Here is a 20,389-nt window from a genome sequence, read left to right as displayed (position 1 = left end):
CGCCCCCGGCATTTTGATGGTTTGCGCACGTTATAACGCGCGGTCTCGGCAAGTGTTGCGTTGGGCGTAGCGGACGGGAAATGCGTTCGGGTCAGCAATGCGGCAGAGCCATGCTTTTCCTGCCCTCAAAAAACGCTGCGTGCCCATATTTTGAGCGGCCATTTTTACCGCTCAAAAATGCGCTTGACGTCCGCGAAAATTTCTCAACAAATGAACCAATGTGAGATTGGTTCAACAAATGGTGCGACGTGGCAGCAGGCCCTAACGACAACTCCAACTACGCCCTGGCGAAGCTGCGCGTGTATATTCAGACGCAGGATCTCGCGAAGGACGGCCGTTTGCCGACGGAGCGGGCCTTTGCGGAAACCTTCAATGTCGGCCGTCGCGCGGTTCGCCGGGCACTTGAGGTTCTGGAGGCTGAAGGGCTGATCTGGCGGCGTCAGGGGGCGGGGACCTTTGTGGGTGAAAAGCCGGATGATTGGTCCGCTCAGGTCACCGAACTGGTCGCCGGCACCGACATCATGGAAATCATGGAGGTGCGTCTGCGCATCGAGCCGCAACTGGCGCAGCTTGCGGCCATGCGCGCCAAGCCCGCCGAGGTGGAGCGTATGCGCGCCCTCGTCCAGAAGACCGGCCAAAGCACGGATGCCGACGCCAAGGAATTATGGGATGGTTCGCTGCACCGCCAGATCGCCCAGAGCGCCGGCAACAGGCTCTTCCTGTCGATTTTTGACGTCGTCAACCGCATTCGCCAGGATGATGCCTGGCAGTCGATACGAGAACTTGCCCGCCGTACCGGCACGAATGGCAGGGCGTCTTTCGAGCAGCATATGGCCATCGTTGACGCCATAGCCGACCGCGATCCAGCCAGAGCCGGAGAAGCGATGCGCCAGCATCTTCTCATGCATCAGGAGAGGCTGATCCGCGCCACGTCGCTCGGGTTTCAGGACGAGAAGGCCGCAGAAGACAGCGCGCCCCAAAGCCCAGACGAAGCCGACCAACCGCTTACGCCGGCCTCATAGGCCGCGGACCAAAACCTGTCGGTTTCGGCCGGCCAATGACAAAAACAACGAAAAAACAAAGACAACCAGACCAGAGGATGGAACATGAAGAAGATATACACATTGACTGCGGCCCTGTTGGCCAGTGCGTTCCTGACGGCACCGGCGATGGCCTCCGAATTGCGCATCGGTCTCAACGATGACGCGGATGTACTTGATCCCGCGCAATCGCGCACCTTCGTCGGCCGTATCGTTTACACCGCCATGTGCGACAAGCTGGTCGACATTTCCCAGGACATGAAGATCGTTCCCCAGCTTGCCACCGAATGGGCCTGGTCCGAAGGCGGCAAGGTGCTGACGATGAAGATCCGCGACGGTGTGAAGTTCCACGATGGCGAGACGCTCGACGCGGCGGCTGTCGTCGCCACCATCGAGCGGAACATGACCCTGCCGGAATCCCGCCGCAAGAGTGAGCTTTCCTCGGTCGAGAAGGTTGAGGCGACCGGCCCGCTGGAGGTCAAGTTCACGCTGAAGACGCCTGACGTTACGTTGCTTGCCCAGCTTTCCGACCGCGCCGGTATGATCGTCGCGCCGAAGGCAGCCAAGGAACTGGGCGCGAATTTCGGCTCCAAGCCGGTCTGCGCAGGGCCGTTCAAATTCGTTGAGCGCATCCAGCAGGACCGTATCGTGCTCGAAAAATTCGCCGATTATTGGGACAAGGACAAGATCAAGGTCGACAAAATCGTCTATCTGCCGATCCCCGATACCACGGTGAAGCTTGCAAACCTGCGCTCGGGCGATCTTGATATTGCCGAGCGCATCTCGGCATCCGACGCGGAATCCGTGAAGAACGACGCCAACCTGACCTATGCCGACGTGATTGGTCCGGGTTACATGGCCATGTATGTCAACATCAACAATGGTGCGCGTGCGGATAATCCGCTCGGCAAGGACAAGCGCCTGCGTCAGGCTTTCTCTTACGCGATTGACCGCGAAGCGATCGGTCAGATCGTCTTTGAGGGCACTTCCAAGGCCGGCAATCAGTCGTTCCCACCCACAAGCCCCTGGTTCAACCAGAACCTGGCCGTGCCGCCCCGCGATATCGACAAGGCCAAGCAGCTGATGAAGGAGGCGGGCTATGAGACGCTCGACGTCGAACTTCAGCACGCCAACAACACCACGCAGACTCAGATGATGCAGGTGATCCAGTCCATGGTGGCGGAAGCCGGTTTCAACGTGACCCTGAAGGCCACGGAGTTCGCGACGCTACTTTCCGAACAGACCGCCGGCAACTATCAGCTCAGCCGTTCCGACTGGTCCGGTCGTATCGATCCCGATGGCAATCTTCACCAGTTTGTCACCTGCAAGGGCGGCATCAACGATGTGAAATATTGCAATCCTGAAGTCGACAAGCTGCTGAATGAAGCACGCGCCTCGACCGAGGATGCGGTCCGCAAGGAAAAATACGATGCGGCGAGCGTCATCCTCAACGATGACATGCCGATCATCTATCTCGGCCACCAGCCCTATGCCTATGCCATCTCCAAGAAGGTCAAGGGCTGGGAGCCATCGCCTGATGGCATGATCCGCCTTCTCGGTGTGAGCAAGGACTAAGCGCTTCAAATCCGCCGCACGGCTTGCCGTGCGGCCCTCCAGAATGTGTACGAACGGGGGCAATGCCATGCCTGTCTACATCGGCAAGCGACTGCTTGTCGCGATCCCGACGCTTTTGATCATCTCCATCTTCGTCTTCTCGCTGCAGAAACTGCTGCCCGGAGATCCGGTTCTCGCCATGGCGGGTGAGGAGCGAGACCCCGCGACGATCGAATTCCTGCGGGAGAAATATCGCCTGAATGACCCGGTGCCGCTTCAATATCTCAATTGGCTCGGCGGCGTGGTGACCGGCGATTTCGGTATTTCGCTGCGAACCAACCAGCCCGTGCTGGAACTGATCGGCCAGAAGCTGCCGGTCACCATTCAGCTCGCGGTCATGGCGATGTTCTTCGCGATGGTCATCGGCATTCCGATCGGCATTCTCGCCGCCGTCAAGAAGAATACATGGATCGACTACACGGCCAATATCGTGGCGCTTTCCGGCCTGTCGATCCCGAATTTCTGGCTCGGCATCATGCTGATCTTGCTGGTTTCAGTGAAGCTCGGCTGGCTGCCAGCATCCGGTTATGAATCGATCTTCGTCGACCCCGTTCGCTCCATCGAAACGATGATCATGCCCGCCTTCGTGCTCGGCAATGCCCTTGCGGCGACATTGATGCGCCACACCAGGTCGGCAATGGTCGCGGTGCTGAGCTCGGACTATATCCGCACCGCCCGCGCCAAGGGTCTTTCGCCGCGCGAGATCATCCTGTCGCACAGTTTTCGCAACGCGCTTCTGCCCGTCATCACGCTGCTGGCACTGCTTTTCGGTGAGTTGCTGGCCGGTGCGGTTCTGACGGAGCAAATCTTCACCATTCCCGGTTTCGGCAAGATGACCGTCGATGCGGTCTTCACTCGCGATTACGCCGTCGTCCAGGGCATCGTGCTCTGCACCGCGGTCGGCTTCATCCTCATGAACCTGCTGGCGGACATTGCCTATGTCCTGCTTAACCCTCGCCTCAGGGCGACGATCTGAGGCCTGATATCATGACCGCTCTCGATCAAAACCTGTCCGTACCGGTGCCGCGGCAGGAAAGCCGCGCCTGGAAGAAAATGAAGCGCAACAAATCGGCGCTGGCCGGTCTGATTATCGTGCTTTTCTTCACGGTGCTTGCCGTTGCAGCACCCATCCTGCCGATTGCTGACCCGATTGCGACCAGCTGGTCGGCCATCCGCAAGGCGCCGTCCGCCGCCCATTGGCTTGGCACCGATGACCTCGGCCGCGACATTCTCTCGCGCATGATCTATGGCGCCCGCGCCTCTCTGATGGCCGGCGTCGTTTCCGTCATGATCGCGGTGGTCATCGGCGTGCCCTTCGGCCTGATTTCAGGTTATTTCGGCGGCTGGGTGGATATGGTCATATCGCGCATCACCGAAGCGTTGCTCGCCATGCCCTTCCTGATCATGGCGATTGCTCTCGCTGCCTTCCTCGGCCCGAGCCTTACCAATGCGATGATCGCCATCGGGCTTTCCGCCATGCCGATTTTCGTGCGGCTGACCCGCGGTCAGGTGCTGGCGGTCAAGATGGAGGATTATGTCGAGGGCGCAAGGTCGATCGGCCTCAACCACGTCGACATCATGACGCGCTACATTCTGCCGAATGTCTTTGCCCCCATCATCGTGCAGGCGACCTTGACGGTTGCGACCGCCATCATCGCGGAAGCGAGCCTTTCCTTCCTCGGCCTTGGCCAGCAGGCGCCGGCGCCGTCGTGGGGGTCCATGCTGAACACCGCGAAGAACTTTCTGAGCCAGGCGCCATGGATGACGATGTGGCCCGGCATTGCAATTTTCCTCGTCGTCATTGGCTTCAATCTCCTCGGCGACGGCCTGCGCGACGCGCTCGATCCGCGCGAAGCATGATTTCTTATAAGGAACTGACTGAATGACCGAATTCACCACACGCCCCGAAATTCTCGGCACATTCGGCGTCGTCACGTCGACGCACTGGATCGCATCGTCGGTGGGCATGGCAATCCTCGAAAAGGGGGGCAATGCCTTCGACGCGGCGGTCGCCACCGGCTTCGTGCTACAGATCGTTGAACCGCATCTCTGCGGTCCGGGCGGCGACATGCCTGCGGTCTTTTATTCGAAGAAGAAGGACAAGGTCGAAGTCATCTGCGCGCAGGGGCCTGCTCCGAGCGGAGCCACAATCGAGCACTACACGTCGGAAGGGCTGAAGCTGATCCCCGGCGACGGGCTGCTCGCAACCGTCATTCCCGGAGCCTTCGACGGCTGGATGCTGATGCTGCGCGACTACGGCACGATGAGCGTCCGCGAGGTGCTGGAACCGGCCATCTATTATGCCGAATACGGACATCCGACCCTGCCGCGCGTTTCCGCCACCATCAAGGGGCTGGCGGAATTTTTCGAGAAGGAATGGCCGACATCCTACGAGACCTGGCTGCCGGGCGGTGCCGCACCAGAACCGCATGCCCTTTTCAGGAACCCTGTACTTGCGGAAACCTACAAGCGGATCGTCACTGAATCCGAAGCGCGTTCGGGTCGCGAGAACCAGATCGAAGCGGCGCGCGATGCCTTCTACCGGGGTTTCGTAGCGGAAGCTATCGACACTTACGTCAAGACCGCCGAAGTCATGGATGCAAGCGGCACCAGGCACAAGGGCGTGCTGACGGCGCAGGACATGGCAGACTGGCATGCGACCGTCGAAGCGCCGCAGACGCTCGATTATCATGACTGGACGATTGCCAAGACGCCCGCCTGGGGGCAGGGACCGGTGCTGTTGCAGTCGCTCGCTTTGCTGAAAGGCTTTGATATCGCGGCCATGGACCCGTCCGGTCCCGATTTCATCCACACGATCGTTGAAGCCATGAAGCTCGCCTTTGCCGACCGTGAGGTCTATTACGGCGATCCGGAATTCGGCCAGATTCCCACGGAATATCTTCTCTCCGAGGGCTACAATGCCGGGCGTCGTAAACTGATCGGCAACGAGGCATCGCTCGAGCTGCGCCCCGGCACCGTACCGGGTTACGAAAAGCAGGTGGATGCCACCATGGCCATGCTCGCGGAAATGAGCGGCAAGGGCGCGGTTTACGAACCGACCATGTCGCATCTGACGGAAAAGCGCGGTGATACGGTGCATATCGATGTCATCGACCGCTGGGGTAACATGGTCTCCACCACGCCGTCGGGCGGCTGGCTGCAATCCTCGCCCATCGTGCCGGGTCTCGGTTTCGCGCTCAATTCCCGCGCCCAGATGTTCTGGCTAAAGGAAGGCCTGCCGACTTCGCTTGCTCCGGGAAAACGCCCGCGCACGACGCTGACGCCCTCGCTTGCGCTGCATCAGGGACGTCCTTCCATGGTGTTCGGCACGCCGGGCGGCGACCAGCAGGACCAATGGCAGCTGCCTTTCTTCCTGCGATATGCGCATCACGGCAAGAACCTGCAGGCGGCCATCGACATGCCGCTTTTCCACACTTCGCATTTTCCGGGCTCGTTTTATCCGCGCACCAGCTCGCCGGGCGAAATCATGGTGGAAAGCACAGCGGGTGACATCACGCTGCAGGAGCTTCGCCGCCGTGGCCACAAGGTCACCGTTGCCGATGCCTGGTCGGTAGGGCGCCTGACCGCCGCGCGACGCGATGCCGACGGCCTGCTGCGGGCCGCGGCAACGCCGCGACTGATGCAGGCCTATGCGGTGGGGCGATAAAACCATGAAGACGACACCTGTCCTCTCCGTTCGAAACCTGACCACCTCTTTCCTTGTCGATGATGCGTGGAAGAGCGTTGTGCGCAACGTCTCCTTCGATGTCGCTCCGGGTGAAACCGTCGCCATTGTCGGCGAGTCCGGATCCGGAAAATCCGTCACCTCGCTGTCAATCATGCGCCTGCTTAGCCCAAATTCCAGCCGGATCGAGGGTGAAGTTCTCTTGAACGGGCGCAATCTTCTGGCGCTTTCCGAGAGGGAAATGCGGGGCGTGCGTGGCAACGACATCTCGATGATCTTTCAGGAGCCGATGACGTCGCTCAATCCGATCTTCACGATCGGCCGCCAGATTTCCGAGGTCCTCATCCGGCACAAGGGCCTTTCGAAGCAGCAGGCAAGGGCAGAGACTGTCCGGCTTCTGGAAAAGGTTCGCATTCCCAACGCGGCCGGTCGCTTCGATGAATATCCGCATCAGTTTTCCGGTGGCATGCGCCAGCGCGTGATGATCGCCATGGCGCTCGCCTCGCGGCCGAAACTGCTGATCGCCGACGAACCCACAACCGCGCTCGACGTCACCATTCAGGGCCAGATTCTCGACCTGATAAAGTTGCTTCAGGAAGAGGAGGGCATGTCGGTCCTGTTCATCACCCATGACATGGGCGTGGTGGCGGAGATCGCCGACCGCACCATCGTCATGTTCCGGGGCGACGAGGTTGAGACCGGACCGACCGGGGATATATTCGAACGCGGCAAGCATCCCTATACGCGGGCGCTGCTTTCGGCGGTGCCGAAGCTCGGCTCCATGCGCGACCGGCAATGGCCGACGCGCTTTCCGGTCCTCGACATGAAAACCGGCCTGTCGACCGAGCCGGTGGAAGTGGCCGAGACGGTTGCGAGCGGCCAGACGCCGGTCCTATCGGTCAAGAACCTCGTGACACGTTTTCCCATTCGCTCCGGCCTGCTGGCGCGCCAGACGGGCGCGGTTCATGCCGTCGAAAACGTCTCCTTCGACCTGTTTCAGGGCGAAACGCTCGCTCTCGTCGGCGAGTCCGGTTGCGGAAAATCGACCACCGGCCGCTCGATCATGCGCCTTGTGGAGCCTTCGGGCGGCGAGGTTTCGCTCGACGGTTACGATGTCATGCGGCTTGATACGGTCGGCCTGCGCAATATGCGCAAGTCCGTGCAGATGATCTTTCAGGACCCGTTCTCGTCGCTTAATCCGCGCATGACGGTGGGGACCGCGATTTCCGAACCCTTCATCAAACACAAACTGGGCACCACGAAACAGGCAAAGGAAAAGACCGCCGATCTCCTCGAAAAGGTTGGTCTGGCTGCCGATATGGCCAGCCGTTACCCGCATGAATTCTCCGGCGGCCAGCGCCAGCGTATCGCAATCGCCCGTGCGCTTGCCCTTGATCCGAAGGTCATCGTTGCCGATGAAAGCGTGTCGGCGCTCGACGTTTCGATCAAGGCGCAGGTCTGCAACCTGTTGCTCGACCTTCAGCAGAGCCTCAATCTGGCCTTCCTGTTCATCTCCCATGACATGGCGGTGGTGGAGCGCGTCAGCCACCGGGTGGCTGTGATGTATCTCGGCGAAATTGTCGAAATCGGCCCGCGCGCGGCCGTCTTCGACAATCCGCAACATGCCTATACGAAGAAACTCATGGCGGCGGTGCCGGTGCCTGATCCGGCGCGGCGCGGGATAAGACGCGGCATATCCAATGACGAGCTGAAAAGTCCGATACGGGCCATGGGTTATGAGGTGCCTGAGCGGAACTACAGGACGGTTTCACCTGGCCATCTGGTTCAGGTGGGGTAAGGTTTGCAGCCGACGCCGATGGCCCGGGTGCCGTCGGTCTCTGCGCATTTTCTAAAAAGCACGCGTTTACATCTCCGCAATAATGACTAGGCTGGCGGCTCGTTATCAGGTCGATTGGTCTTCCGCAGGAAAGCGGCTGGAGAAATTTATGAGTTCAGCTACGCCGAAACTGGATAGTTGCGGCGCCGAGCCCATCCACATCCCCGGCGCCATCCAGGAACACGGCGCGCTTTTGGTCCTTTCCGCGCGCGATCTGGCAATTTTGCAGGCAAGCGACAATCTTGAGCGCTATCTCGACATGCCCTTGCCGGTCGGGACCGTGGCTGACAATGGTGTTTTCCCTTTCAGGGATGCCCTGTCGGCCTGGTATGCGAATGACGAGAGCAATTTCAGATATGTCTGGGCCGACAAGGGTCTGCACGTCACCGCCCATCGTTCGGGCACCCTGATCATCCTCGAATTCGAGGAAACGAGGAAGGGCGAATCGGCGGAAGCGCTGATGGGCGAGCTGACGGGTTTTGCACAATATCTGAACAGCGTGCCGTCGCTTGAGGACGCGCTTTTGCGGACAGCGCAGCTCGTGTCCTCGATCAGCGGTTACGACCGCACCCTGATCTACGATTTCGGACCGGACTGGAGCGGGCATGTCGTGGCGGAAGCGGGAAGCGGCGCCCTGCCGTCTTACCTCGAGCTTCGTTTTCCGGCTGGCGACATTCCGCCTCAGGCGAGGCAGCTTTACACGATCAACCGCCTGCGCATGATCCCGGACATCGGCTACAAGCCAGTTCCGGTCAATCCACAGATCAATCCGGAGACGGGTGCGGTGCTCGATATGAGCCTGTCGCAGCTTCGCAGCGTCTCGCCGGTTCATATCGAATATATGCGCAATATGGGAACGGCGGCGTCCATGTCCGTCTCGATCATCGTCAATGGCAGGTTGTGGGGGCTTATTGCCTGCCATCATGCGGCACCGCATTCCGTTTCCAGGTCCGTGCGCGAGGCATGTGACTTCGCAGCGCAGCTGCTGTCCATGCGAATTGCGATGGAGCAGAGTTCAAAAGATGCGTCGCGCCGCGTTGAACTTGGATATGTGCAGGCCCGCCTGCTGAACGGCATGGCATCAGCCCCGAAATGGGTGGACGGCCTTCTTGGTGGCGAGGACGAAAGACAGGATCTGCTGAAGCAGGTCGGCGCGGATGGTGCCGCCCTTGTTCTGGACGATGAGTGCCATCTGGTAGGCCAGACGCCACCGAGGCACGAGGTCGAGGACCTTGTGTTATGGCTTGGGGAACAGGAAATCGCTGACGTCTTCGCAACCACGAACCTTCCCGAGATTTATCCAGCCGCCGCCTCTTATGCATCCGTTGCCAGCGGGCTTGTTGCAATGCGCGTTTCGGAGCTGCATGGAAGCTGGCTGATCTGGTTCCGCCCGGAGGTGGTCAAGACCGTGCGTTGGGGCGGCAACCCGCATAAAACCGTGCAGGAAAGCGGTCGCATCCATCCGCGAAAATCCTTCGAAATCTGGAAGGAGCAGGTACGCAACATCGCCGCCCCCTGGTCCGAGGCGGAACTTTCCGCCGCGCGCGAGCTTCGCAGTGCGATTATCGGCATCGTCCTGCGCAAGGCCGAAGAAATGGCGGACCTGACACGGGAGTTGCAACGGACGAACAAGGAGCTCGAAGCCTTTTCCTATTCCGTTTCGCATGATTTGCGCGCGCCTTTCCGGCATATCGTCGGCTTTGCGCAATTGTTGCGCGAGCGTAGCAACGCCATGGATGACAAATCGCTGCATTATCTGCAGATGATTTCGGAAGCGGCGCTCGGGGCGGGAAAGCTGGTCGATGATCTCCTGAACTTTTCCCAGCTCGGCCGCGCGCAGATCAGCATGAAACCCGTTGACATGAAGAAGCTGGTCAGCGAAGTGCGCCGCTCTGTCCTCTCCACCATTGCGGACCGCAAGGTCGAATGGCACGTCGGCGATCTGCCGGTTACGCTTGGCGATCCGACATTGTTGCGGCAGGTCTGGTACAATCTGATCGACAATGCGATCAAATATTCCCGTCAGGAGCCTGTCTCCATCATCACGATTTCGGCAATTGCAACCGATGACGACGTCACCTATTCAGTTCAGGACAACGGCGTCGGTTTCGACATGGCCTATTACAACAAGCTGTTTGGCGTTTTTCAGAGGCTGCAGCGTGTCGAGGATTTCGAGGGCACGGGGATAGGTCTCGCGCTGGTCCGGCGGATTGTGGAACGCCACCGCGGCTCTGTCAGCGCCGCGGGAACCGTCGGGGAGGGAGCGTCGTTCTCCTTCACATTGCCGGTCATGAAAATTGAAGAGGAAGAAATTGCCTGAACTGAGACCTATTCTGCTTGTGGAAGATAATCCACGCGATCTGGAATTGACGCTGACAGCTCTCGAAAAATGCCAGTTGGCAAACGAAGTCGTGGTCGCCCGGGACGGTGCCGAGGCGCTCGATTATCTGACCCTTGGCGGTACTTACGATAACCGGCCGGCAGGTGATCCCGCCGTCGTGCTTCTGGACCTCAAATTGCCCAAGGTGGACGGACTTGAGGTTCTGCAGAAGGTGAAAGGCAGCGATAACTTGCGACACATTCCGGTCGTCATGCTGACTTCGTCCCGTGAAGAACAGGATCTTGTGAAGAGCTACGAGCTGGGCGTGAATGCTTTTGTCGTCAAGCCCGTCGAGTTTAATCAGTTTTTTAAGGCGATACAGGATCTTGGCGTCTTCTGGGCGCTGTTGAACGAGCCGCCGCCGGGTGCCCGCCGCAATGATGGATGACGCGGTGCCGCCGATGAATGCATGCAGGCTTCTTCTTCTGGAAGACAGTTCGGTCGATGCGGAGTTGATAGAAGAACAGCTTTCGCGCATGTCGCCAATGCCGAGCGTGACGCGGGCGGTAGGCAGGGCGTCTTTTATCGAAGCGCTCGAGAACAACCAGTTCGATGTCATCCTGTCCGATTTCTCGCTGCCGGATTTCGACGGCATGGCTGCGCTCGATATTGCGGTGCAGAAAATCCCGGATGTGCCGTTCATTTTCGTTTCCGGCGTCCTGGGCGAGGATGCGGCGATCGATGCATTCAGGCGCGGCGCGACGGACTACGTCCTCAAGCAAAGGCTGGTGAGACTGCCTTCCGCCGTGGAGCGCGCACTCGCCGAGGCGCGTGAAAAGCAGGAGCGGAAGCGGGCGGAAATCCATAAGGAACTGCTGGTTCGCGAACTCAGTCACCGGGTGAAGAACACCATGGCCATGGTGATCTCGATCATCCGCAGGACCGCGAAGGGCAGCAGGTCGATCGAGGATTATCAGGCGCGGCTTGTTGCCAGGGTAAGCGCGCTCGCGGAAAGCCACGCGCTGCTTTTTCAGAGCAACTGGGGAGAGACCGATCTCCGCGATGTGGTGAAAAGGGCAATCGAGCCTCACAATGTCTTTGTCGGCCGCGTCGATCTCGATGGCCCTGCGGGGATCTATGTCTCACCGAAATCCGCACTGGCCCTCGGCATGATCCTGCATGAGCTGGTGACGAACGCGCAAAAATACGGTTCGCTGTCGAACGGCGACGGGGTCGTGAAGGTCGTCTGGAGGCCCGTCCGCGACGAGGACGGAGCGCTCCGGATAGATCTGCAATGGCAGGAAACAGGCGGTCCCGCCGTCGTTACTCCCGAAGATACGGGTTTTGGCACGACGCTGATAACCAAGGGCGCGCAGTATGAACTGAATGCCCAAGGCGCCATTGCCTACGACCACGATGGTTTGAAGTATCGACTGGTTTTTCCGATGAATTGAAGGGTGCCGGTGGATCTGTACCGGCACAGACCGCCCGCCAACTAGCCGGCGGGAGAAAATTCCCGCGCCAGAATATCCGGAAGGCTGCCGAAATCACACGGCTTGGAGATAACGGTCAATTCTCCCAACTGGGCACGAAGCCCCGGAATTTCCGCATATCCGCTGCAGATGACGAAAGGTATACTGGCAGCCTTCAGTTCATCGATCACCGGAAAGGACAATTCTCCCCGCAGATTGAGGTCGATGACGGCGCCGTCAAGCTCCGCTTCGTTGATCTTTTCCAGGGCCGCTTCGATATGGGAAACAGGTCCAACGACGCTGACACCGAGATCCGAGAGAAAGTCTTCCATGTCCATCGCCAGGAGCGCATCATCTTCCAGAACAAGGATTTGTTTTCCTTGAAAATTATAAGTCATATTTCACCACGTTTGCATCTCGTCGGCCGCGCGCAGGCTGGTAGCCTTTCTGTCAACCCTGCTGAACGCTCTTCCCGAGAGATGGTTCCCGCAAAGACGGGAAATAAAATGTTCGCTTCCACGTCTGTCATATTCTAATTTGCCCGACAAATGAGCCGCCTACCGGGAATATTGTTACTGTGACTAATTTTTCGCCGTTCGCTCAGCGAAGCCTTCTCATGCTCGCTGTTGGTGTCGCAATCCTGACCGGAATGGTCGCCATGTCGTTATGGCTGGTGCAGGTGAATAACCGGTACTCCCAGGAAACAGCCGAACTGCGCCGCGTGCGCGCGGCCATCCTCGATGTCGTGACGTCGATGCAGGACATCGAAACCGGTCAGAGAGGCTATCTGCTGACCAACAATGTCGAATATCTGGGACCCTATGAGGACGCCATGAGCCGTCTGCCGGAACGGCGCTCCCGGCTTATGGACCTGCTGAAGGATCGTGACCAATACCGGCAGCCTCTGTCAGACATGACAAGCGCCATCGACAACAAGCTGGCCGAAACGCGCGAAACAATCGAGCTGCAAAGGGCAGGGCGCATCACCGAGGCGGTGGAAGTCGTCCGGGAGAATGATGGCAAGCGTTTCATGAATGAGATCAGAACCGTCCTGTCGAAGCTGCAATCGGATACCGACGATCGGCTGCGCATCATCGTCGGCGATCAGCTGGGCGCCGCCAACCGGCTGCAACTGGTGACGATCGGCGGCGCCTTTGCCATCCTGATCGTCGTCGGTGGCTCGATCCTTCTGGTCTTCACCTATATCCGCGCCCTGAACCGGTCCCGGGATGATGTCGATGAACTCAATCGTCATCTCGAGGAGCGTGTGGAGGAAAGAACGCGAGACCTTCGCCGCGCCAATCAGGAAATTCAGCGCTTCGCCTATATCGTCACGCATGATCTGCGGGCGCCGCTCGTCAATATAATGGGGTTCCTCGCCGAATTCGATACGTCGCTGAAGCCGGTCACGGCTTACATTCTCGCGGATGGCAAGACGCCGAGCGAAGAGGTAATCCGCGAAGCGCGGCTTGCCGTTGAGGAGGATATTCCCGAGGCAATCAGCTTCATCCGCTCCTCGACCCGCAAAATGGATCAGCTGATCAATGCGATCCTGAAAATCTCCCGCGATGGCCAGCGGAAGCTGCAACCGGAAAAGGTCGATATAGAAACATTGCTGTCATCGCTTTCCGAGACTGTTCGCCACCAGATCAATGCCAATGGCGGCGAGATCAATGTCGATACATCGAAGCTGACCGTCTATACGGATCGTATCTCCCTCGACCAGATCCTCGGCAATCTCTTCGACAATGCGGTGAAATACCAGATGCCGGGACGCCCGCTCAGATTGACCGCACGCGCCTATCCGGCCGGACGCGGCGCCATCTCCATCGCGGTCAGCGACAATGGCCGCGGCATTGGCGAGCAGGATCTGGAGCGCATATTCGAGCTCTTCCGCCGCGCCGGCAATCAGGATCAGCCCGGGGAAGGAATTGGCCTTGCCCACGTTCGTTCGCTAATCAGAAATTTAGGAGGTGACATTAGGGTGGAGTCCGAGCTTGGCAAAGGAAGCACATTCACGCTGCTCCTGCCGAGCGACCTCAGAAAAGTGACGAAAGAAGGCGAACAATGAAGGCAACCGGTCAAGAGGTAACGATCGTGATGATCGAGGATGACGAAGGTCATGCTCGTCTGATTGAAAAAAACGTGCGTCGTGCGGGTGTGAACAACGAGATCGTGCCCTTTACGCTTGGCGCAAAGGCGCTTGATTACATCCTCGGCGAAAGCCGCGATGGCCTTGTCAGCAAGGATCGCTATCTTCTCGTCCTGCTCGATCTCAATCTTCCGGATATGTCGGGTATCCGCATTCTCGAGCAGATCAAAAGCAACGAACATACACGCCGTTTGCCCGTCGTCGTGCTGACAACGACGGATGACGAAACCGAAATCCAGAAATGTTATGATCTTGGCGCAAATGTCTATATAACGAAGCCGGTCGACTACGAAGGTTTCGCCAATGCGATCAAGAACCTCGGCCTGTTTTTCTCTGTAATTCAGATACCTTGAAGGCATGATGGATTTGCGCGTTTTGTATGTTGATGATGATCCGGCGCTGGCGCGGCTTTCCAGCCGTGTCCTTGGTCGTCATGGAATGGAGGTGGTGCATGCCGCCTCCGTCGCCTCGGGGCTCGAGCTATTTCAAAACGAGCAATTCGATGTGGTCGTCCTCGACCACTATTTCCAGACATCGACGGGAATGGAGTTTCTGGCAGCGATCCAGTCGTTGCCGGGGCGCGTTCCCGTGCTTTACGTGACCGGGTCGAACGAAGCCAAGATCGCCATCGACGCCCTCAAGGCGGGTGCTGCCGACTTTGTCATAAAGAATGTCGGCGACGACTTCTTTCCGCTGTTGCGCACGGCCATCAATCAGGCCCTGGAAAACCACCGCCTGCGCCAGAACAAGGAGGAATCCGACCGCTTGCTGGTGAAGGCGAAGGAACATGCGGAAATGATGGTAAAGGAGATGAACCATCGCGTCGCCAACAGCCTGTCGCTGGTATCGGCGATGATCAGGCTGCAGATCAACACGGTGAAGTCGCCCGAGGCGGAAGTTGCCCTTCTGGAAACCCAGAGCAGGATTTCCGCCATCGCCGGCGTGCACCGCAGTCTCTACAATACCGACAATGTCGGCCTTGTATCGCTCAATTCCTACCTCACGTCGATCATCAGCGATCTGTTTCAGGCCGTTCCCGGTTCGTCCTCCGTCACGGTGGAGACATCGCTCTGCGAAGTCAGCCTCAAGGCGGATCACGCGGTCGCACTCGGCGTCATCATCACCGAGCTTCTGACCAATGCGCTGAAATATGCCTATCCCGACCAGTCGGGCACGGTTCGCGTTCGGCTTTCCGAAGAGGACCGGCAATTTGTCCTCGTGGTTGAAGACGATGGCATCGGTTCAAAACCGGAGGCATCGCCGCGCGGCACCGGCCTCGGTACGAAGCTGATCATGGCTATGGCGCAGAATATTGGCGCGCGTGTCGAACAGACGCATACCCATCCTGAACTCGGCAAGGGTACGCGCTACATCATGACGTGGACCGAGAAGCAATAATCAACACGCGCATATTGTCCCTGAATGATTGGGCCTTCCCGGGGCGTTCAACACCTTCTGCAACGATCATGGCGATCTCGGATTTCTCCATTTCGGCATTCAGGCCGTTCAGCAATTATGCAGCGGAAGGTTGCCAGAATCCGCCACAATTGCGGGGCTGCTGCCACGAAAACACCTCGTTTCATTCAGCTACAGTTCACGGCCCAGGGCGCTAAATCACCCCATCCCACAAGGAGGGAAATGAGATGCGCAAGATGATTTTAAGCGCTGGAATAATTCTTAGCGCCTTCTTCGGCAGCGGCGTGAACGCCATGCCCATCGGTCAACCGTCCGCACCCGCGACATCGAATGTTCAAACCGTCGACTATGCCTGTGGACGCGGTTTTCATCTGTCGCCGCGTGGATATTGCCGGCCAAACGGACCGCCACGCTATGAGCGCGGCTGGGACCGGCGTGATCGCTGGGAAGGCCGCCGGGAATGGCGCGAGCGTCAGGCCCGCAGAGAATGGCGTGAGCGGCGCGACTGGCGCGAACACCGCGAATGGCGAGACCGCCGCGACTATTATCGCTGGTAATCGGATCAGGCCCTCTCTTAACCGGGAGGGCCTTTCTTTATGTCCCGTCCCGTACCGGCCTGACCCAATCCCCGTCTTTGCATGATGCCCCTTTGTCCGCAGCCGAATTGAACTCGGCCTGAGGAAACCTGCGCCGTAGTTGCGGGTTAACCCATGTGGTTGTCATTCAAAGGAGGAAAATATGAACATCACCAGACGCACAATTCTCGCGGGCGGCGCTGTTGCCGCTGCCGCAGCGATTTTTCCCAGGCCGCATGTGGCCCATGCCGCGCTACCATTGAAACAGCCGGCCCTGCCGTTTGCGGAAGCAGATCTGGCGCCGGTCATTTCGGCAAAGACGGTCGGCCTGCATTACGGAAAACATCACAAGGGCTATTACGACAAGCTGAATACGCTGGCAGCCAATACCCGCTATGCTGACATGGAGCTTGTCGATATCGTCAAGGAGGCGGCCAAGTCCAAAGAGGCGGCAGATGTCAAGATTTTCAACAATGCAGCGCAGGCCTGGAACCACGTTGCCTATTGGGATCAGTTCGTTCCAGGCGGGCCGAACCGGCCAACGGGTGAGCTCGCGACCCGTGTGAACGAGACCTTTGGAGATTATGAAGGGTTTATCAAACGCGCAGTCGATGTTTCCGACACCGTGTTCGGGACAGGCTGGGTCTGGTTGACGCGCGACGACGCCGATAAACTCGCCCTCATCGGTTACGAGGACGGCAATAACCCGATCGCGGTGGGTCGACCGGCCTATCTCGGCATCGATATATGGGAACATGCCTATTACCTCGACTATGAGAACCGCAAACCCGAGCATATCCGCGCCGTGCTCGACAAGCTGGTCAACTGGCGTGTCGTGGAAGAGCGCATGAGCGCTTAGACCCTCACGTCCTCTTGTTTCCCGCAGCAGGGCCAACGGCTTGCCCTCAGGTTCATTTGAGCTACTATGCCGCGATGGCGGGGAGGCCATGTCACAGGAGGGTTCATGAATTACCGGTCTTCGAAACGGCGCATGCTGTTGAAACTTGCCGCCACGGCGGTTTCTTTTGGTATGCTGGGAATGACGGCGAGCGCTGAGGGCTTTCCCGATCGAACGATTACTCTGGTCGTTCCTTTCGCGGCCGGCGGCTCCACAGATGTGGTGGCACGCGTCATCGCGCAGAAAATGGGCGATGAGCTTGGCAAGCAGATTGTCGTCGAGAATGTCGCCGGTGCCGGCGGCAATCTCGGGGCCGACCGCGTCGCCCGGGCCGAGCCCGATGGCTACACGATCCTGATGGGTACGGTTGCCACCCACGCACTTAACCCGCTCATTCTCAAGACGAAACCTTACGATCCGGAAAAGGATTTCGCCCCGGTTTCGCTGCTGGTGGTGGTGCCGAATGTGCTCGTCGTCAATCCGAAACTGAACGTCAACAGCGTCGCGGAATTGATCGCGCTTCTAAAAGCCGAACCGGACAAACATGCCTATGCCTCTTCCGGCAATGGCACGCCACTGCACCTTTCAGGCGAACTGTTCAAGAGCATGGCCGGCGTCAGCATGCAGCACGTTCCCTATAAGGGCGCTGGCCCCGCACTCAACGATCTACTCGGCAACCAGATTTCGATCATGTTCGACAATCTGCCCTCATCGTCCGGCCACATCAAATCCGGCACCTTGCGGGCGCTTGGCGTAACCACGGCCGAGCGGGCTTCATCCTTCCCGGATCTGCCGACAATCGCCGAGACCGTGCCGGGTTACGAGACCTACACCTGGAATGCGCTCTTTGCGCCTGCCGGCACACCGGCCGAGGCGATCGACAAGCTGAATGCCGCGGCCAAGAAAGCGCTTGCCGATCCCGGCGTTGCCGCGCGCATGGCGGAATTCAGCGCCAAGATCGTCGCTTCCTCGCCGGAAGAGCTGAAAACCCATGTCGCTGCCGAAATCGCCAAGTGGGAACCGGTTGTCAAGAACGCCAACGTGCAGATGGATTGACCGGGAACGACAATCCGCTCTTCTGATATCTCGCTGCGCACCCCTCCCGGGATGCGCAGCAGAAAGACACAGGCCGCGACCATACCTGTCGCATCGGCCAATGTGTCGTTTTCGCATCACTTGCCATAAGGTTGCAATTACCCGGTTGGCAATGGCGAAACGCTCAGGTACAAAAATACTCACCGCGTCAGATCGAACCAAAGGGAGGCGTTGCATGACACCAGCATTCACCGAAATCCTCCCGCAGGGAATGACCCGACACTAGGTCATATCCATTCGCGGCCCGCCCCGCGCACGCGCGCCATGCGGTTTTGTTTTCCCTCATAGCCCGATTGATCTGACGGGATCACTCCGTTTCCCGCCCGGGCTGTGGCCATCCAACTTCCGTTTTTGAGGACCGGTTGCCGAACCTATGGCGCCGTGCTGGTTAAAATGTCTCGCAAGAAGCTCGATTTCCGCGCCGATGCCTATCGCCATGTGCTCGGTTTTGTTTTCCACCACTGGAGCCACCGGCGGGCGCTGGTGGGTTTTATCATCGTGCTGGTCATCGCCAGCACATTGGCCGAAGTCATGGTGCCGGTGTTCTCCGGCCAGATCGTCGATGCCATTGCCGGCGGCAACGGGGCGGACAAGGCGCTGCGCGCCTTCGTCATCGTTGTGACGCTGGGGCTGACCAGCGTGGCGCTGCGCTGGTTCATCTTCAACGGCATCATCCGGCTGACGCTAAGGACCATGGCTGACGTCACCAATAACGGCTTCCACCGGGTTCAGCGCTTCTCGACCGACTGGCATGCCAACAGCTTTGCCGGCTCGACGGTGCGCAAGATCACGCGTGGCATGTGGGCGCTGGATTCGCTGAACGACCTGCTGCTCATCGCGCTGCTGCCGTCCATCACCATGCTGGTGGGCGCCACCATCGTGCTCGGCAGCTACTGGCCGGTCATGGGCCTGATCGTGGGTGCCGGGTCGCTGATCTATATCGGCGTCACGGTGGCGCTTTCCATGGGTTTCGTATCGCCAGCGGCAAGGCTTGCCAATGCCTGGGATACCAAGCTCGGCGGCGCGCTTGCGGATGCCATCAGCTGCAACTCGGTCGTGAAAGCCTTCGGCGCCGAAAACCGCGAAGAAACCCGGCTGACCCACGTGCTGGCCAAATGGGATAATCGCACGCGCAGAACATGGAAACGCGGCACGCTGAGCGGCACGATCCAGGGTTTCATGATGGTGTCCATGCAGGCCGGCATCCTCGGAACGGGTCTTCTCATGTGGCAAAAGGGGCTGGCAACGCCGGGTGATATCACCTTCGTGCTGGCGATGTTCTTCGTGTTGCAGGGCTATCTGCGCAATGTCGGTCAGGATATCCGCAACCTGCAACGTGCCGTGAACGACATGGAAGAGCTGGTGCTGCTCGACAAGATGCCGCTTGGCATCGAAGACAGGCCGGACGCCAGACGGATCAAGATCGAGAAGGGCGAGATCGTTTTCGATAACGTCACTTTTCAATATGGCGCGCATCCTGATCCGCTTTATGAGGACTTCTCGGTCACCATCAAGCCGGGCGAGCGCGTGGGTCTGGTTGGCCATTCGGGTTCGGGCAAGACGACCTTCGTCAAGCTCATCCAGCGTCTATACGACATCAATGCGGGCGCAATCCGCATAGACGGCCAGAATATCGCCAGCGTCAGGCAATCGAGTTTGCGCGACCAGATCGCCATCGTGCAGCAGGAGCCAATCCTGTTTCACCGCACGCTGGCGGAAAACATCGCCTATGGCCGGCCAGGCGCCTCGCGGCGTGAGATCGAGCAGGCGGCGAAGCAGGCGAGCGCCCATGACTTCATCATGTCTCTCCCCAAGGGCTATGAAACGATGGTGGGCGAACGCGGTGTCAAACTGTCGGGTGGTGAACGCCAGCGTGTCGCCATTGCCCGGGCCTTCCTTGCCGATGCGCCGGTGCTGATTCTGGATGAGGCGACATCGAGCCTCGACAGCGAAAGCGAAGTGCAGATCCAGCAGGCGATGGAACGCCTGATGGATGGCCGCACCACGCTGGTCATCGCGCACCGGCTTTCCACCGTGCGGGCGCTGGACCGTCTGCTGGTCTTCGACAAGGGCAAGATTGTCGAAGAAGGCGACCATCAGGCGCTGATCCGGCTGAATGACGGCATCTATCGCCGACTGTTCGAGCGGCAGGCGCTGGAACTGACCAAGGGTCTGGTGGCCTGAAATGAAACGCCGGGGCATTGCTCCGGCGTTTTCTTTGGTGCGATCAGCGGGCAAACGCTCCAGAAGAAACACTTAGCGAATCAACGAAGTTTTTTCTTGCG

At 59.0% G+C, this 20,389-nt stretch carries 17 protein-coding genes; 16 read left to right on the top strand and 1 reads right to left on the bottom strand.

The window, feature by feature from the left end:
• The first annotated feature begins 248 nt into the window (after positions 1–248).
• The 9 genes from OK142_RS15100 to OK142_RS15060 all read left to right on the top strand — a co-directional run bounded on the left by OK142_RS15100 (position 249) and on the right by OK142_RS15060 (position 11,950).
• Positions 249–1,022, top strand: coding sequence for a FadR/GntR family transcriptional regulator (locus tag OK142_RS15100; protein ID WP_003499567.1), 774 nt, complete (start codon positions 249–251; stop codon positions 1,020–1,022).
• An 84-nt stretch (positions 1,023–1,106) separates the two neighbouring features.
• Positions 1,107–2,615 (top strand): ABC transporter substrate-binding protein, encoded by a 1,509-nt coding sequence (locus tag OK142_RS15095; protein WP_003499569.1) that lies wholly within the window; start codon positions 1,107–1,109, stop codon positions 2,613–2,615.
• 67 nt (positions 2,616–2,682) lie between these two features.
• Positions 2,683–3,630, top strand: coding sequence for an ABC transporter permease (locus tag OK142_RS15090; RefSeq protein ID WP_006311351.1), 948 nt, complete (start codon positions 2,683–2,685; stop codon positions 3,628–3,630).
• An 11-nt stretch (positions 3,631–3,641) separates the two neighbouring features.
• Positions 3,642–4,514: an ABC transporter permease gene (locus tag OK142_RS15085; RefSeq protein ID WP_498683623.1), complete on the top strand. Its 873-nt coding sequence runs from the start codon at positions 3,642–3,644 to the stop codon at positions 4,512–4,514.
• A 22-nt stretch (positions 4,515–4,536) separates the two neighbouring features.
• Positions 4,537–6,321: a gamma-glutamyltransferase family protein gene (locus OK142_RS15080; protein ID WP_498683622.1), complete on the top strand. Its 1,785-nt coding sequence runs from the start codon at positions 4,537–4,539 to the stop codon at positions 6,319–6,321.
• A 4-nt stretch (positions 6,322–6,325) separates the two neighbouring features.
• Positions 6,326–8,137 carry an ABC transporter ATP-binding protein gene (locus OK142_RS15075; RefSeq protein WP_003499579.1) on the top strand — a complete coding sequence of 604 codons (1,812 nt, stop codon included), beginning with the start codon at positions 6,326–6,328 and terminating at the stop codon, positions 8,135–8,137.
• Positions 8,138–8,285: 148 nt separating this feature from the next.
• The gene (locus OK142_RS15070; RefSeq protein ID WP_498683621.1) at positions 8,286–10,496 is read left to right on the top strand and encodes an ATP-binding protein; all 2,211 of its coding nucleotides are present in this window, start codon (positions 8,286–8,288) and stop codon (positions 10,494–10,496) included.
• Complete coding sequence (locus OK142_RS15065) at positions 10,489–10,944, top strand: response regulator (protein WP_035243215.1); 456 nt, start codon at positions 10,489–10,491, stop codon at positions 10,942–10,944. The genes OK142_RS15070 and OK142_RS15065 overlap by 8 nt, the downstream gene beginning before the upstream one ends.
• A complete protein-coding gene (locus tag OK142_RS15060; protein WP_003499585.1) occupies positions 10,934–11,950 on the top strand; it encodes an HWE histidine kinase domain-containing protein in 1,017 nt (338 codons plus the stop codon). The genes OK142_RS15065 and OK142_RS15060 overlap by 11 nt, the downstream gene beginning before the upstream one ends.
• 41 nt (positions 11,951–11,991) lie before the next feature.
• On the opposite strand, the gene OK142_RS15055 is transcribed toward OK142_RS15060, so the two are convergent.
• Positions 11,992–12,366, bottom strand: a complete 375-nt coding sequence (locus tag OK142_RS15055) for a response regulator (RefSeq protein WP_003499586.1) — start codon at positions 12,364–12,366, stop codon at positions 11,992–11,994.
• A 218-nt stretch (positions 12,367–12,584) separates the two neighbouring features.
• Here OK142_RS15055 and OK142_RS15050 point away from each other — a divergent pair, with 218 nt between their 5' ends.
• From OK142_RS15050 to OK142_RS15020, 7 genes are all read left to right on the top strand, one after another.
• On the top strand, positions 12,585–14,039 hold the full coding sequence (locus OK142_RS15050; RefSeq protein ID WP_137039792.1) for a sensor histidine kinase: 1,455 nt from the start codon (positions 12,585–12,587) through the stop codon (positions 14,037–14,039).
• Positions 14,036–14,473, top strand: a complete 438-nt coding sequence (locus OK142_RS15045) for a response regulator (RefSeq protein WP_003499590.1) — start codon at positions 14,036–14,038, stop codon at positions 14,471–14,473. The genes OK142_RS15050 and OK142_RS15045 overlap by 4 nt, the downstream gene beginning before the upstream one ends.
• 4 nt (positions 14,474–14,477) lie before the next feature.
• Positions 14,478–15,518 carry a sensor histidine kinase gene (locus OK142_RS15040; RefSeq protein ID WP_003499592.1) on the top strand — a complete coding sequence of 347 codons (1,041 nt, stop codon included), beginning with the start codon at positions 14,478–14,480 and terminating at the stop codon, positions 15,516–15,518.
• 245 nt (positions 15,519–15,763) lie between these two features.
• Entirely contained in the window at positions 15,764–16,093 is a 330-nt protein-coding gene (locus OK142_RS15035; RefSeq protein ID WP_082184731.1) for a GCG_CRPN prefix-to-repeats domain-containing protein, read from the top strand.
• A 181-nt stretch (positions 16,094–16,274) separates the two neighbouring features.
• The gene (locus OK142_RS15030) at positions 16,275–16,970 is read left to right on the top strand and encodes a superoxide dismutase (protein WP_498683617.1); all 696 of its coding nucleotides are present in this window, start codon (positions 16,275–16,277) and stop codon (positions 16,968–16,970) included.
• 105 nt (positions 16,971–17,075) lie between these two features.
• Positions 17,076–18,065, top strand: a complete 990-nt coding sequence (locus OK142_RS15025; RefSeq protein ID WP_137039795.1) for a Bug family tripartite tricarboxylate transporter substrate binding protein — start codon at positions 17,076–17,078, stop codon at positions 18,063–18,065.
• 432 nt (positions 18,066–18,497) lie between these two features.
• A complete protein-coding gene (locus OK142_RS15020; RefSeq protein WP_498683614.1) occupies positions 18,498–20,288 on the top strand; it encodes an ABC transporter ATP-binding protein in 1,791 nt (596 codons plus the stop codon).
• The last annotated feature ends 101 nt before the right edge of the window (positions 20,289–20,389 follow it).

Source organism: Agrobacterium sp. BT-220-3 (assembly GCF_025910175.1).
In the GTDB taxonomy this organism is placed as follows: Bacteria; Pseudomonadota; Alphaproteobacteria; order Rhizobiales; family Rhizobiaceae; genus Agrobacterium; species Agrobacterium oryzihabitans.
This window is presented reverse-complemented; position numbering and strand designations above follow the sequence as displayed.

What these genes read in the sequence shown, in the direction of transcription:
- OK142_RS15040 (WP_003499592.1), top strand. Translation starts at nt 14,478, where the DNA reads ATGATGGATTTGCGCGTTTTGTATGTTGATGATGATCCGGCGCTGGCG.
- OK142_RS15075 (WP_003499579.1), top strand. Translation starts at nt 6,326, where the DNA reads ATGAAGACGACACCTGTCCTCTCCGTTCGAAACCTGACCACCTCTTTC.
- OK142_RS15070 (WP_498683621.1), top strand. Translation starts at nt 8,286, where the DNA reads ATGAGTTCAGCTACGCCGAAACTGGATAGTTGCGGCGCCGAGCCCATC.
- OK142_RS15045 (WP_003499590.1), top strand. Translation starts at nt 14,036, where the DNA reads ATGAAGGCAACCGGTCAAGAGGTAACGATCGTGATGATCGAGGATGAC.
- OK142_RS15050 (WP_137039792.1), top strand. Translation starts at nt 12,585, where the DNA reads ATGCTCGCTGTTGGTGTCGCAATCCTGACCGGAATGGTCGCCATGTCG.
- OK142_RS15080 (WP_498683622.1), top strand. Translation starts at nt 4,537, where the DNA reads ATGACCGAATTCACCACACGCCCCGAAATTCTCGGCACATTCGGCGTC.
- OK142_RS15020 (WP_498683614.1), top strand. Translation starts at nt 18,498, where the DNA reads ATGTCTCGCAAGAAGCTCGATTTCCGCGCCGATGCCTATCGCCATGTG.
- OK142_RS15060 (WP_003499585.1), top strand. Translation starts at nt 10,934, where the DNA reads ATGATGGATGACGCGGTGCCGCCGATGAATGCATGCAGGCTTCTTCTT.
- OK142_RS15090 (WP_006311351.1), top strand. Translation starts at nt 2,683, where the DNA reads ATGCCTGTCTACATCGGCAAGCGACTGCTTGTCGCGATCCCGACGCTT.
- OK142_RS15095 (WP_003499569.1), top strand. Translation starts at nt 1,107, where the DNA reads ATGAAGAAGATATACACATTGACTGCGGCCCTGTTGGCCAGTGCGTTC.
- OK142_RS15035 (WP_082184731.1), top strand. Translation starts at nt 15,764, where the DNA reads ATGCGCAAGATGATTTTAAGCGCTGGAATAATTCTTAGCGCCTTCTTC.
- OK142_RS15085 (WP_498683623.1), top strand. Translation starts at nt 3,642, where the DNA reads ATGACCGCTCTCGATCAAAACCTGTCCGTACCGGTGCCGCGGCAGGAA.
- OK142_RS15030 (WP_498683617.1), top strand. Translation starts at nt 16,275, where the DNA reads ATGAACATCACCAGACGCACAATTCTCGCGGGCGGCGCTGTTGCCGCT.
- OK142_RS15025 (WP_137039795.1), top strand. Translation starts at nt 17,076, where the DNA reads ATGAATTACCGGTCTTCGAAACGGCGCATGCTGTTGAAACTTGCCGCC.
- OK142_RS15055 (WP_003499586.1), bottom strand. Translation starts at nt 12,366, where the DNA reads ATGACTTATAATTTTCAAGGAAAACAAATCCTTGTTCTGGAAGATGAT.